The sequence below is a fragment of the Sulfuricurvum sp. genome (genome assembly GCF_028712165.1).
Lineage (GTDB): Bacteria > Campylobacterota > Campylobacteria > Campylobacterales > Sulfurimonadaceae > Sulfuricurvum.
The window spans coordinates 26,088-39,874 of record NZ_JAQTQR010000019.1 but is presented as its reverse complement, the minus strand read 5'-3'; the positions used below and the strand labels follow the sequence as shown (position 1 = coordinate 39,874).

Genomic DNA, 13,787 nt, shown 5'->3' with positions numbered 1-13,787 from the left:
GATTCGATGGAACAATTCCGTATCGAAGTCGCGTAAGGAAGGGGTGTATTATGGGTCCAGAAACACTAGAAGCTAAACAAAAAGCGGCCATTGAAGAGATCTTAAAAGCGTATCCTGAGAAAGCGGCAAAAAACCGTGAAAAACACTTAGGCGTTGGTTCTCCAAATGACGAAAATCAAAAAACGTGCGGTGATGTCCGTTCTAACAAAAAAACCGTCCCTGGTGTTATGAGTCAACGTGGTTGTGCTTATGCAGGTTCTAAAGGGGTTGTATGGGGTCCAGTTAAAGATATGATTCATATCTCTCACGGTCCTATCGGATGCGGTCAATACAGCCGTGCTGGTCGTCGTAACTATTATATCGGTGTAACCGGTGTTGATACATTCGTTACTATGAACTTTAGTACGGATTTCCAAGAAAACAACATCGTTTTCGGCGGAGACAAAAAATTGGGTATCGCTATTGATGAAATCAATAACCTTTTCCCTTTGAATAACGGTATCACTGTACAATCAGAATGTCCGATCGGTTTGATCGGGGATGATATCGGTGCTGTTGCGAAAGTAAAAGCAAAAGAGCTTGATAAAACAATCGTTCCTGTTAACTGTGAAGGTTTCCGTGGGGTTTCTCAATCATTGGGTCACCACATCGCAAATGACACGGTTCGTGACTATGTTTTTGATGCAAAAGTAAATGTTAATACAAGCGATGTAGAAACGACTGAGTATGACGTAGCAATCATCGGTGACTATAACATCGGTGGTGACGCTTGGTCAAGCCGTATTCTTTTGGAAGAAATGGGTCTTCGTGTTGTTGCACAATGGTCTGGAGATGCGACTCTTAAAGAGATGGCATTGACTCCAAAAGTTAAATTGAACTTGCTTCACTGCTACCGTTCAATGAACTACATCAGCCGACACATGGAAAAAGAGTACGGGATACCTTGGATTGAATATAACTTCTTCGGACCGTCACAAACTATCAAATCTCTCCGCAAAATCGCGGCGTTCTTTGATGAGAGCATCCAAGCAAAATGTGAAGAAGTTATCGCTAAATATCAACCGATGATCGATGCGGTTATCGCGAAATATAAACCACGTCTTAATGGTAAAACTGTAATGTTGTTCGTCGGTGGTCTCCGCCCTCGTCACGTTATCGGTGCTTACGAAGATTTGGGTATGGAAGTAATCGGAACCGGTTATGAGTTCGCTCATGATGACGACTACAAACGTACAAAAGAAGAGATTTTCCGTTCGACTGTAATCTATGATGATGTCAACGAGTATGAGCTTGAAGCGTTCGTTAAAAAACTTCAACCTGACCTAGTAGCTTCTGGGATCAAAGAGAAGTATGTATTCCAAAAAATGGGTCTTCCATACCGTCAAATGCACTCATGGGATTACAGCGGACCTTACCACGGGTACGATGGATTCGCTATTTTCGCCCAGGATATGGATCTTGCGATCAATTCTCCTGTATGGGCACATTCAAAAGCACCATGGGAACAAGAAGGCTGAAGCCTTCTTCCCTGCACTGAGCGAGCTTAGTCCGGCTCAGCTGCTTTAATTATACACACTGAGTTGGCTCTCGCAGCAGGCCCTTGCGCTTTTGGCGCTTTGAAAATTCCTTGCCTCGTATGAGGCAGAAAATTGTCTATACCAAGGAAAACACAATGCAAGAAGTAGAAAAAATCGTAAACGGGAAAGACCTGTTTAAACGACCTGAGTACCAAGATGTACTCAAAAACAAAAAACAATTTGAGTCGTCCATGCTCGCAATCAACCCTGCGAAAGTTGAAGAGATTGCTGAGTGGACTAAATCATGGGATTACCGTGAGAAAAACCTTGCTCGTGAAGCAATTACTGTTAACCCTGCGAAAGCATGCCAACCTCTTGGTGCGGTTATGGTTGCACTCGGGTTTGAAGGTACTATGCCTTACGTTCATGGTTCACATGGATGTGTTGCGTATTTCCGTTCATACTTTACTCGTCACTTCAAAGAGCCTACACCATGTGTATCTGACTCTATGACTGAAGATGCTGCGGTATTCGGTGGATTGGTAAATATGAAAGAGGGTCTTAAAAACTGTGCTGCAGTTTACAAACCTAAAATGATCGCTGTTTCTACTACTTGTATGGCGGAAGTTATCGGTGACGACTTGATGGCATTCATCATCGCTGCAAAAGAAGAAGATAAAGGTGAGTTTTTACCTGCTGAATATCCGATTCCATTTGCACACACTCCTTCATTCGTAGGAAGCCATATTACTGGATATGACAACATGATGCACGGTATCATGTCTCAACTTACTGAAGGTCAAAAAGGCGAAACAAAACAACGTATTAACATCATCCCTGGTTTTGAAACGTATATCGGAAGCCTTCGTTCAGTAAAAAGCATCGTAGAAGCATTCGACACTGACTATATCATGTTGGGTGACCACTCTGATCAATGGGATATGCCTGCTGGTCAATACGAAATGTTCCAAGGCGGAACAAAAATCGAAGACGCAAAAGATTGTATCAACTCTTCTGCTACTATCAGTCTTCAAAAATATGCAACGTCTAAAACTATGAAAATGGTAGAAAAACGTTGGAAACATGCTGGTGGAACAAGCAACCCAATCGGTCTTAAAGGGACTGATGAGTTTGTTATGAAACTTGCAGAATTGACAGGTAAAGAAGTTCCTGCAAAACTAAAAATCGAGCGCGGCCGTTTAGTTGATGCTATGCAAGACAGCTATCCGTACATGCACGGTAAAAAATTCGCTATCTGGGGTGATCCTGACTTCCTTCTAGGTGTTGTTTCATTCTTGTTAGAGATGGGTGCAGAGCCGACTCACGTTCTATGCCACAATGCACCGAACGGTTGGGAAGATGAAATGAGAGCATTGCTTGATACATCTCCGGCGAAAGATAGCCTAAATGTTTGGGCAGGAAAAGACTTGTGGGCAATGCGTTCACTCTTGTTCACTGAGCCTGTCGATTTCATGATCGGTAACAGCTATGGTAAAGAGTTGATGCGTGATACTGGTACTCCGTTGATCTACATCGGATTCCCAATCTTCGACCGTCATCACCTACACCGTTACTCTATCAGCGGATACGATGGAGCGTTGAACCTTCTTACTTGGATCACGAACAAAGTTCTTGACCAATTGGATGAAGATACCAAAGGTATCGCTACAACGGACTACTTCTTCGACCTCATTCGCTAAATCTTTGTCCCCTTGCGGGACAAAACTTCATTGTTTCTCGTCATTTTCCCCTTATGGGGATTTTTTTGGTTGAGTTTTTTTCGAAAGACTTAGTCAAACAAATAGGATGATTTATGGCCGGTGTACAAGATAAATTAAAAGCAGAATTAATGGTCGAAATCTATGCGAGTATCGATCGTATTTATGATTCAATCGAACAACATTTCGACCTTGATGAGACTCGACGAAGCAATGTCATTAAAAGTCTCAATACTCTAAAAGATGAACTTTATTTCGTCGTCCAAACTACTCCACTCTCCTAAAATACACCAGTACGGTGTATTGCTTTTTAATAATGATATTTCAGTCCGATAATCAATGAATGGTCGCTCGCCGAATCACTCAGACCATACCCGTAATCACCCCCGATTGACCAGTGTGAGCCGATATTTTGCATATATCCGGCATGAATACTCTTAACACTTTCAATATCTTGATAGATCGTATCGTTTTGGTTATATGAGATACTGAGTGTTGATTTGGGTGTTAACTGATATCCAAAGCCTGCTTGAAACATTTGCGTATTTTGATACGTTGCTTTTGCCACATCCTTATCATTTACCCATGTATGGCTGTATCCACCGAACAAATATTTTGTAGAATCGATTTCATACTGTAAATTTAATAATGCTGTATAGTCAACAGCCTCATTGCTATAACTGCTTTTATACGTCGGAAGAACGATACCTATGCCGGGATAGAGTGTAAGTTTTTCAGTTGGTGTGATTCGATATAAAACATTTATCAGTGTGTCATTCCAGCCGTTTGCCATTGCATCGGATAGATCGGAACGGTAGTAGGATGTGAATCCTTGAAATATCCAGTTTTTTAGATAGATATCAGCCTCAAATGATGTTGTCCACGTATCGCTGTATTCTTGTGAAGCGTAGTTTATTTTTGAATATTCTTCGGCAAAAATCAGATCAAAATGAAGTGAGTTTTGTGTGCTTTGTATCGTACAACCGTTTAGATCGACCAAATCACTAAACAGTGTTTGCGGACATTTGTCATACGCGTCTTCTACACCGTCCATATCGCTGTCGGTGTATCCAAATAGTGAAGTACTAATTAAAAGTGCAACAAGATAGCTCCGTTTCATGGATGTCCTTGCTGTTTTGGAGCGGAATTGATATTTTTATTATATAACGGTATCACTCCTGAACCGCCTACACCGCTTCCTTGTGTGAAACCGTTTTGAAATTTCCCACTTCCTCCCATACTGCTTTTGAGTGTTTCTAACGCATTGGAGCGTTCTTCTTCATTCATTGCGGCGATTTTCATTTTAAGAGCATTCATTAATTCTACTCTTTCCTGAGGATTGGCATGTTTGATCGCTTCAATCTGTTCGTTCAGTGATTGAGCGGCATCCAGTGATATAGCAGTTACGAGGACGAATAGTAAAGAGAGTTTAGTATTCATATGTATCCTTTTTTTTAAATAGTGTAAGTATGGTATAAAACCATTAGCGAACCGTTAGCGAAGCAAGCTGTAGTGTGAATAGACTCCCTTTGCCGGGTGAACTTTCTACCTCTATGGATATTTTTAGCATATCGCAGAATTTTTTTACGATATGCAGTCCGATTCCCATTCCACGTTCATGTTCTTTGTAAAAACGCTCAAAAATCTTTTCAGGATGGGCAATCCCTTTGCCTGTATCTTGTATAAAAAGAGATGCTTTGCGGCTATCAACATTGATGTTAACTGAGCCGCTTCGAATGTTGTATTTAGCGGCATTGCTAAGCAGATTGTCGATAATACGGACAAAAGCATCTCGATTTGTATCGATCAAGAGCGTTTCTTGATTGAGGGTAAACGTGATTTCAGGATAAAGCTTTTGAAACGCTATCAACCTCTCTTCCAATAGACCATGGAGGTCGAAACGTTCACGCTTGACATCATGTTCTTCGAGATATCCGCGTAAATTATCCCCTAATGAGACGATTGTATCGATGCTTTGTGTGATTCGTGCTATCTTTTTTTCATCCTTTTGTTCGACGCTTAATCGGCTGACATTCAGACGAAGGGTTGATAGAGGAGTATTTAGATCATGCAAAATATCACGACTGAACTCTTCGGTCAAACGCAGAGCCCGACGCAATGGATTGAGAGCATAGAGAGAAAAGAGGGCTGAGATGACTAATATGACTGCAAGTGCCCAGAGATAATGACCTATCACTTGATTTTGTGATTGTCGCAGCAGTTTTTGATAATGACTTTGCGACAAGCTAAGTTTCAGGGCATAGGTATCGTTTTTCGGTATTGAAAACAGCGCATACAGCTCTTGGTGTGATTCACTGAGCTGGTAGAGTTTTTTCGATTCCAGCGGGACAAAATCAAAGTCGTATTGGGTACATTTGAGATCGTAACTGCATAAACGCATTTCATTGTATACTTTTTCATGGATTTCGTGTTTGAGTTTGAAATATTCATAATACTCCAGTACTCCGCTCAAAAAGGCGAGAGAGAGAAAAAAGACTCCGAAACTTTTTAGAAACGATTCACGTTCAGCTCTTCTCAATGCGATATCCTATCCCCCGAACATTTTCGATGTTCCATCCGGTAGTATGTTTGAGTTTGTTGATTGCGACTCGTAATGCACTCTGACTAGGGTGTTCCATTAGATCGAATAAACTTTCTTTGCTGATAGTGCGGCCGATATTGGTTATAAAAAGGCGTAAGAATGGCAGCTGTACATCACCGAGTGACAAGAATTTTCCGTTTCGTTTTACTTCATCATTAATAGGATTATAGGTGACCTCTCCATATTGTACATCTTGTTTGATCTGACCGAATCGGGCCTCGATACGAACTAAAAGCTCTTCTGGATAAAAGGGTTTTTTTAGATAATCGTTTGCACCCACACCAAATCCTTTTGTGATGGAAGCAATATCGCTCATTGCACTGATAAAAATTGTAGGGGTTTGATCATCGGCACTGCGGAGACTTTCTACAAGATCGAAACCGTTGATCTCAGGGACATTGATATCAAAAATATAGAGATCATAGTGAGTGTTGAAGGCGGCTTCCGCCGCTGCTTCGCCATCGGAAACCCAGTCTGTCGCATATCCTGCTTCAGTGAGCATTTCGTGCAGAGTTTCACCTAGAACTGTATCGTCTTCCAACAAGAGGATAGTCAATGAAACTCCTTTTAAGTGTATTAATAATTATATCAGAGTTGTTTATTAAACGCTGCGAGATGGTTTTTGACGCAGAGTTCTTCTAAACTCATCGCATTCTTTGGTGCTGCATGCCTCCGCCTTGACCCATTTGTGATCTAGCACCATTTTGGTGATTAAATCTATTTTGAGTCATATCTCTTTGCATGATCTGTCGCTCTTCTTGGTTCATAGATTGCATACGGGTTTGCATTTGGGCTTGGTAGGCTGCGCGTTCTTCGATCGGTACTGATCCACGCATTGCTTTCATCTCTTCCATATTCATAGCACTGTAGTCTGTTGCAAACGCTGCAACACTTAATAATGCGATTAGACCTAACTTTTTCATGGGATGCTCCTGTGTTTTAGATGCTGAAAGTATTACGTAGTAGCATTAGTGAAGTGTTAGTGCGAAGTACAATGAATGCAATGTCATCCATACATTAGATATATTAAAGAGGGAGCTTACATGTTTAAGTATTTGTTTCATTTATACACAGTGTCGAAATCTTTTGTAAGTTTCAGTCAAAAAATATCATGATTCATGTCATAAAGTTTTATGATGGAATGTGAAATCAATTAAAGGTTTGATTGTGTTTCAGATGAAAAAAATGACTCTATTGCAACGAACAGTCGTCTGGTTGATCGCAATAGCTATGTTTTTTTTTCTTTTACTGCTTTCTATTATATGGGCATTAAAACAATCGGTTCAGGAAGGGTATGATCCCTCTCTAAGCTTAATAATTTTGTACTTTATCGGTGTTTCTATTGTTATCGGATTGATTATAAAGGTATTCAGATCGTTTTCAAAACCGATTACGGAATTGACCGAAAACGCTTTGAAAATAGCGGATGGTGATTATAATGTCCATTTTAACATTGAAGACTATGATGTTGAATGGAAGCTATTGATGAGCATATTTAACCAAATGTCCGTAGAAACGCGGCGCAAGATTGAGCAGCTTAATAATCAGAATGAAGTCTTGTTTATCTATAAAGAACAGATTGAAGAACTCAATCAACGTCTCGCTAAAAAGATTAAAATCAAATCAAAACAGCTTCAAGGTTATCTCGACATAATCGATAATTATGTTATCACTTCTCAAACCGATATAAACGGCACGATTACGTATGCATCAGAGGCATTTTGCCGGATCAGCGGCTATACGAAAGAGGACCTCATCGGAGAGAATCACCGTATTATTCGACATCCCGACATGCCTGCAACATTATTTGAAGAGTTATGGGCTACTATCAGCTCGGGGAAAATATGGCATGGCGAGATGAAAAATCGTAAATCCGATGGTGGTGAGTATTGGGTGGATACAACCATTACACCGAATATAGAAGAGGGTGTAATTACGGGCTATACAGCTGTACGACATGATATCACGGATCAAAAACTGATTGAAGAGATGGCCATTACCGATGCGATGACCGGTCTGTATAATCGCCGTTTTTATGCGAAAATAATTGATGATGAGCTCAACCGTGTCAAACAGCATCACTCCACTCTGGCATTGATGATGCTGGATGTTGATAATTTTAAACTTTACAACGACACCTATGGACATCACGCAGGAGATACTGTACTCAGTAAAATTGCCAATGTACTCAAATTTTATACATCAAGATTCGGTGAGTATGCATTTCGATTGGGTGGGGAAGAATTCGGGATTATCGTCAGCGATATGAATGAAGAAAAATACGGAGCTTTGGCTGAACACATTCGTACTTCAGTTGAAAAGTTGGCAATATTACATGAAAAAAACGATCCTGCTTCATGTGTAACCGTATCGATCGGAATTGCACTCTATTATCCTGATAGTGTCATGTCGTGTGATGAGCTCTATAAAGAGGCGGATATGCAACTCTATCGAGCAAAAGAGAATGGGAGAAATCGAGTCATATTAGGTGAAAAAGAGTAAAAATCTACCCTGAATAGGACGTAAACATAAACCCTTTTTTTTCAAAAAGTGTCAAACAAGCATCAACCACTGTAGAATCGTACCAAGTTCCCCGTCCGCGTCGAATCTCATCCAGTGACGGTTCGATCCCTAAGGATGCACGATACGGGCGATGAGACGACATGGCTTCGACTACGTCAGCAACACAGATAATTTTTGCCCCTATAAGAATATCTTCCCCTTTCAGCCCTTGCGGATAACCGGACCCATCAATTTTTTCATGATGCTGCAAAATTGTATCGGCTATGGGCCATGGAAATTTGACATCTTTGAGAATATTATATCCTTCCTGCGGATGGGTCTTGATAAGCATAAATTCGATTTCACTGAGTCTGCCGGGCTTGACTAGAATTTCGGCAGGGATATGAATTTTCCCCAGATCGTGGATAAGAGCGGCAAAATGGATTCCTTGGACTTCCTCTTCACTTAAACCGATTTCCTGTGCGATGGCGGATGCAAGTTCTGAAACACGGCGCTGATGACCGGCAGTGTAGGGATCTCTTGCTTCGACGGTAGCAGCAATAATCTGAATCGATTGCTCGAGACTTTGGCGTAGGGCTTTTGCCTGTTGGTCGTGTGCAATACGGGTACGCAAGGTAATTACTCCAAATGCGAGGTCACCGGAAAGCTCTTCTAAGAGTCGGATTTCATTGTCTTCAAAAGAGTTCTCTTTAGAAGAATAGATACACAAAGCACCAAATACTTTCTTCCCATCAAAGAGAGGTAATGCGATGTTAGAGGTGTAGTCTTTTATCTGTATACTTTCTCTCCATGTCTCACACCCGATTATACATTGGTTATTTCTGTAAACTTGTGTCATTCCGCTGCGTATCGCATGAGAAACAGGAAATTGGCCGTTTGACGTATCATCCCATGTGACTCGATTCAGCCATTCATAATCATCGTCTTCCATTCCGGAACTTGCCATCATCGTAATACTTTTTGTAGCATCATTATTAGCATATACGACAACAGCGAGGTTGTATCCGGCCTGTATTTTGATGATATCTGTAACTTGCTGGAGGAGTTCCTGTTCATCGTTTGCCCGTACGAGAGCCATATTTCCGGCAGAAAGCGTTTTTAGAGCACGGTTTGCATGCATTAAAGCATTTTGTTCTTTTTTTCGTTCGGTGATATCTCTAGTAATGGTAAAAGTCATCGGCTCACCATTGATTATTACCCCGCTGATACTCACTTCAGCATCGTAGAGGGTACCGTTTTTTCGGCGATGACGGGTTTCGATCGTGGTATTTACACTTCCTATATCGAGAAATTTGTTTCGGATCTCATGTTCATTCATTAAGGCTTCAAAATCCCATATATGCAAATCAAGTATTTCTTCAGGTGTATACCCGATCATATTTTCAAAACAGGCGTTGGCTTCTACTATTTTGAAATCTTTGTCAATGACAGCGATACCGTCATGGGAACTTTCCATCATAATACGACGGCGAGTGACTTCGTTTTTGAGGGTTTCTTCCGCAAGCTTTCGTTCAGTAATGACGTCAAAGACAGCAACAAAATATCCTGTCATCGGACAGTACAGAGAGATAAAAAACCACATGTTGAGCGATTTTACATAAGTTTCAAATTGCTCCGACTTACCTCCGGAAGCAACTCGTACATATCGTTCGAAAAGCTCCGGATCAGATTGTCGGATTCCTGGGACCACTTCGCTTAGACGTTTGCCAATGACATTTTTGAGGCCGGTCTGCTGCTCAAATGCTTTGTTGACCTCAAGATAGATAAAGTCTGCGGGGCGTCCTTCATCATAAATCATTTGGCAATAGGCAAAACCGTTAAGCATTGCCTCAAAAAGGGTACGGTATCGTATTTCACTTTCGCGTAGATGTTCTTCTGCATGTATGCGTGCGGTAACATCTCTGTCTATTCCACGATAGCCTAAAAAATCTCCTTGTTCGTTAAAAAAAGGGAGACCGCTGGTTTCCAAGATTTTGAGTGTGCCGTCTTTGCAGCGATTGACGTTCTGAAGTGTATTTAAAGGGGCGCAGTCAGCGATGATTTTTTGAAATTCGTCGCCGATTCGCTCTACTTCTTCAGGTGTCATGAAATCAAAAGGAGATTTCCCTAATACTTCCTCCGGAGTGTATCCAAGAAGCTCTTCGACCCTTGGACTGATATAGGTATAAAGGCCTTTAGCATTGATTTCCCATATCCAGTCACTGGTTGATTCGACCAATGCACGAAATTTTCCCTCACTCTCACGGAGTGCCTGCTCGATTTTTCGTTGTTCGGTGACATCTTTGAGAATATGCAAGGAATAAAGGTAATTGCCATTATCATCTTTGATAATAACTCCGCGAGAAAAGAAAAAGCGCTCATCCACCTGTATCTCTTCTTCGCTTCCTTCATCGTCAGAACACTCTAATGCTTCTAAACAGTGATGCATGGGGCCGTCATTTTTTGGGAAGAGTTCGTAGTAGGGACGACCTATGATCTCTTGAAACGGCAATTCTGCATGTAGTTGATACGCACGATTACAGCGTAAAATGCGAAATTCTCTGTCATGCATGAAAATAGGATACTCAATGGCATCTAATGCGTCTACCCATTCGTTAAGTGCTTTTTCGACTTCTTTGACGCCCATTATTTCTATCCTGGATTAGATCTTCATACTAAATCAATAAGTTATTCTACACCATCTATAACAATAATATCACATAATAGTTTGTAATAATATTTTTTACAGCTATCTAGAGTATCCTTCATCATTTGGCTCCCTATTCGCTAACGAAAAGATTATCAATCTTTTCAGCAACGATTATAGCATTTTCAAACACCTAACAATATCATCGGAATGGGTTGAATATTGATTATATAACCTCGATTCCCATATGTTTGCGGTAGTAGCGCAGTACCCCCATTTTTACAAGGTCATTGAAGACAAACCATACCAAAGCATATCCCCATGCAAAAGCTGCCCATCTCCATCCGATAGGGCTCATGAGCCCAAATCCGTATACTGCAATCACGGTACCGGCTATGGCGCTCCAAAAACTGGCGTTAATAAGTGTCCATGAAGGCCATGGTCGTTTCCAAAACCAGTCGTCGATTCGGGTATTATAGATCGTCCCATGACCGGCTACAATCAGTTTTACAAAAAAAAGCGACTGGATAAATGCAAGAGGGAGTTTCCATACGGACATCGCAAGCCAAAAAAGGAAAAACGATGAGATGACACCGGCTATCCCCAGCCACGAGGATAGGATTAAAATCTCTCTCATGTCCCATCTTACAGGGGCTTCTCGGACTTTTGTATTATCATAGGCGATGGCAAGAATCGGGATATCGTTGAGCAGCGCCAGGACGATGATCATCAGTGCCGTGACGGGATAAAATTTGAAAAAGACGATTGCCAGTGTCATAAATACGATAATACGGACGGTTTCGGCAATGCGGAAAATTGTATAGCTTTTCATCCGCTCGAAAGTAATACGGGCGATCATGATAGCATCGACGATGACATGAAGCCCCGGAGCCATAAGGACGATATCAGCGGATGCACGCGCCGCATCGGTTGCGCCGCTGACGGCAATACCGCAGTCGGCTTTTTTGAGTGCAGGGGCATCATTGACTCCATCACCTGTCATTCCGACAATGTGCCCCCCTTTTTGAAGTTCGTCTACTATGAAATATTTATCTTCGGGATAGACCTGTGCAAATCCGTCGGCTTGCTCGATCATTTCAATGATTTGCGATTCGTGTTTTTTGATGCTCCCTTTCGGAAGTTCAATAGCATAAAGCTGTTTTTTAACGTCTGATACGATCCCTGCAACCAGTGCTGCTATCTCATCTTCTGAATCAGCAGAACCCATTTTTTTGACGATGGCTTCGGAGAGAATTTTTGAGAGGATCAGATATTCTTCGATACTTTCCCCTTTTAGGTCACGGACATCTTCTATTTTATCACCGATTTTCAAGAGACTGGAGATGTAGGCCGCAACTGCGAGATTATCGCCGGTGACCATTTTAACGTTAACCCCTTTTGCTCTGGCCGCAGCAATGGCTTCTTCTGAATCCTCGCGCGGCGGATCGAAGAGAGGAATGAGCCCTGCAAAACGGTATGATTTTTCCTCCGGTTTTTTGTATGCAACCCCCAATGTTCTAAATCCTTTATGGGCAAAGGTCTCCACTTGTTTGTAGGCTTCGGATTTGTCGAAAGCTGTGTCATCACACAGTTCAATAATGACTTGTGGAGCTCCTTTGGTGACGATTAGTTCACTTTGTGCACTATTAAGAACCATGTGAGCTTCAGTGCGTTTACCTACCGGATCGAAGGGGAGAAATTTTTTAAGGGTATAGTCGGAAAGCTTCGCATAAAGACTGTGCTCTTGAAGATAGGCGTAAATAGGGGCTTCGATCGGATCACCATTTTCCTCTTTGCCTGAGAGTGCCGCATATAAAAGGAGTGCATCAGCATCTTTCAATCCTGCAATATAAGGCTCAGAGATACTCATTTTATTCTGTGTCAGAGTCCCCGTTTTATCCGAGCAGAGCACGTCCATTCCGGCGAGCTCTTCGATAGCTGCCAGACGGCTGACAATCGCCTCTTTCTTAGCCAATACTGAGGCTCCTACTGCCATGGTTACGGTCAGTACGGCTGGCATTGCAACCGGAATGGCCGATATCATCAGCACCAGTGCAAATACCAGCAGTTCCATCGTAGGTTCATGCCGGATCAGCCCGACGGCGATGATAACACTGATCATAACGACTGTAATAATAATCAAAAAATTTCCGACGCTGATGACCATTTTTTGGAAGTGGCTGCGCTCTTCGCTTTGTGCTTTGGCTACAAGTTCTACTGTTTTACCAAAATAGGTTGCTTCAGCGGTCGCAGTAACTACGGCACTCATCTCCCCTTGTTTAACAATAGCATTGGCATAAACGAGAGCGCCTGACTCGTATTGTACGGGGAGTGATTCTCCTGTCAGCGCGGATTGATCGACGGAGAGAAAGCCGTCTCCCTCTAAAAGCTTGGCATCTGCAGGAATGATATTGCCGCTTTTGAGTTTGATGACATCTTGGGGAACCAGTTCACGTGAAGGGAGCTGCATCCATTTTCCGTCGCGCAATACGAGAGCCATACGAGCGAGTTTTTGTTTCAAAACTTTGATGGCATTGAGCGCTTTGGATTCTTGATAGTAATCGACACCGCTGTTTACGAATAACAAGATGAGGATAATGATGAAGTCTTCCCACCGCTGTGCCAATGCTGAAAGTACGGCTGCAGCTTCGATCATCCACGGAATAGGGCCCCAAAATCTACGGAACATTCGGTGCCATGCAGATTCTTCGTTTTCTTGAATCTCATTATAGCCGTACTGCTTGTGCAGCTTTTCGGCTTCTTCAGAACTTAATCCTTGTATTTGCTTTGTATCCATCGTA

The 13,787-nt window shown here is 42.0% G+C and carries 11 protein-coding genes; 4 read left to right on the top strand and 7 right to left on the bottom strand.

The features are described 5' to 3' along the window. Window positions 1–50 precede the first annotated feature (50 nt). The 3 genes from nifD to PHP90_RS05125 all read left to right on the top strand — a co-directional run bounded on the left by nifD (window position 51) and on the right by PHP90_RS05125 (window position 3,519). On the top strand, window positions 51–1,517 hold the full coding sequence (gene nifD / locus PHP90_RS05135) for a nitrogenase molybdenum-iron protein alpha chain (protein ID WP_299926290.1): 1,467 nt from the start codon (window positions 51–53) through the stop codon (window positions 1,515–1,517). A 155-nt stretch (window positions 1,518–1,672) separates the two neighbouring features. Then, window positions 1,673–3,217, top strand: a complete 1,545-nt coding sequence (gene nifK, locus PHP90_RS05130) for a nitrogenase molybdenum-iron protein subunit beta (protein WP_299926289.1) — start codon at window positions 1,673–1,675, stop codon at window positions 3,215–3,217. A 113-nt stretch (window positions 3,218–3,330) separates the two neighbouring features. Continuing rightward, window positions 3,331–3,519, top strand: coding sequence for a hypothetical protein (locus tag PHP90_RS05125; RefSeq protein ID WP_299926288.1), 189 nt, complete (start codon window positions 3,331–3,333; stop codon window positions 3,517–3,519). A 26-nt stretch (window positions 3,520–3,545) separates the two neighbouring features. On the opposite strand, the gene PHP90_RS05120 is transcribed toward PHP90_RS05125, so the two are convergent. From PHP90_RS05120 to PHP90_RS05100, 5 genes are all read right to left on the bottom strand, one after another. Then, window positions 3,546–4,355 (bottom strand): DUF3187 family protein, encoded by an 810-nt coding sequence (locus PHP90_RS05120; RefSeq protein ID WP_299926285.1) that lies wholly within the window; start codon window positions 4,353–4,355, stop codon window positions 3,546–3,548. Beyond that, entirely contained in the window at window positions 4,352–4,675 is a 324-nt protein-coding gene (locus tag PHP90_RS05115; protein WP_299926281.1) for a hypothetical protein, read from the bottom strand. Before PHP90_RS05115 ends, PHP90_RS05120 begins: the two co-directional genes overlap by 4 nt. 43 nt (window positions 4,676–4,718) lie before the next feature. Next, window positions 4,719–5,774 carry a HAMP domain-containing sensor histidine kinase gene (locus PHP90_RS05110; RefSeq protein ID WP_299926278.1) on the bottom strand — a complete coding sequence of 352 codons (1,056 nt, stop codon included), beginning with the start codon at window positions 5,772–5,774 and terminating at the stop codon, window positions 4,719–4,721. Next, a complete protein-coding gene (locus PHP90_RS05105) occupies window positions 5,761–6,393 on the bottom strand; it encodes a response regulator transcription factor (protein WP_299926275.1) in 633 nt (210 codons plus the stop codon). Before PHP90_RS05105 ends, PHP90_RS05110 begins: the two co-directional genes overlap by 14 nt. A gap of 88 nt (window positions 6,394–6,481) precedes the next feature. Beyond that, window positions 6,482–6,760 (bottom strand): DUF1104 domain-containing protein, encoded by a 279-nt coding sequence (locus PHP90_RS05100; protein ID WP_299926272.1) that lies wholly within the window; start codon window positions 6,758–6,760, stop codon window positions 6,482–6,484. A 253-nt stretch (window positions 6,761–7,013) separates the two neighbouring features. Here PHP90_RS05100 and PHP90_RS05095 point away from each other — a divergent pair, with 253 nt between their 5' ends. Further along, a complete protein-coding gene (locus PHP90_RS05095) occupies window positions 7,014–8,339 on the top strand; it encodes a diguanylate cyclase (protein WP_299926291.1) in 1,326 nt (441 codons plus the stop codon). 4 nt (window positions 8,340–8,343) lie between these two features. Here PHP90_RS05095 and PHP90_RS05090 read toward each other — a convergent pair whose 3' ends face one another. Further along, window positions 8,344–10,986: a PAS domain S-box protein gene (locus tag PHP90_RS05090; protein WP_299926269.1), complete on the bottom strand. Its 2,643-nt coding sequence runs from the start codon at window positions 10,984–10,986 to the stop codon at window positions 8,344–8,346. Between the two features lie 226 nt (window positions 10,987–11,212). Continuing rightward, window positions 11,213–13,783 (bottom strand): plasma-membrane proton-efflux P-type ATPase, encoded by a 2,571-nt coding sequence (locus PHP90_RS05085; protein ID WP_299926266.1) that lies wholly within the window; start codon window positions 13,781–13,783, stop codon window positions 11,213–11,215. Between the last annotated feature and the right edge of the window lie 4 nt (window positions 13,784–13,787).

Coding starts and splice junctions, on each gene's coding strand:
- nifD (WP_299926290.1), top strand. CDS start 51: ATGGGTCCAGAAACACTAGAAGCTAAACAAAAAGCGGCCATTGAAGAG.
- nifK (WP_299926289.1), top strand. CDS start 1,673: ATGCAAGAAGTAGAAAAAATCGTAAACGGGAAAGACCTGTTTAAACGA.
- PHP90_RS05125 (WP_299926288.1), top strand. CDS start 3,331: ATGGCCGGTGTACAAGATAAATTAAAAGCAGAATTAATGGTCGAAATC.
- PHP90_RS05120 (WP_299926285.1), bottom strand. CDS start 4,355: ATGAAACGGAGCTATCTTGTTGCACTTTTAATTAGTACTTCACTATTT.
- PHP90_RS05115 (WP_299926281.1), bottom strand. CDS start 4,675: ATGAATACTAAACTCTCTTTACTATTCGTCCTCGTAACTGCTATATCA.
- PHP90_RS05100 (WP_299926272.1), bottom strand. CDS start 6,760: ATGAAAAAGTTAGGTCTAATCGCATTATTAAGTGTTGCAGCGTTTGCA.
- PHP90_RS05095 (WP_299926291.1), top strand. CDS start 7,014: ATGAAAAAAATGACTCTATTGCAACGAACAGTCGTCTGGTTGATCGCA.
- PHP90_RS05090 (WP_299926269.1), bottom strand. CDS start 10,986: ATGGGCGTCAAAGAAGTCGAAAAAGCACTTAACGAATGGGTAGACGCA.
- PHP90_RS05085 (WP_299926266.1), bottom strand. CDS start 13,783: ATGGATACAAAGCAAATACAAGGATTAAGTTCTGAAGAAGCCGAAAAG.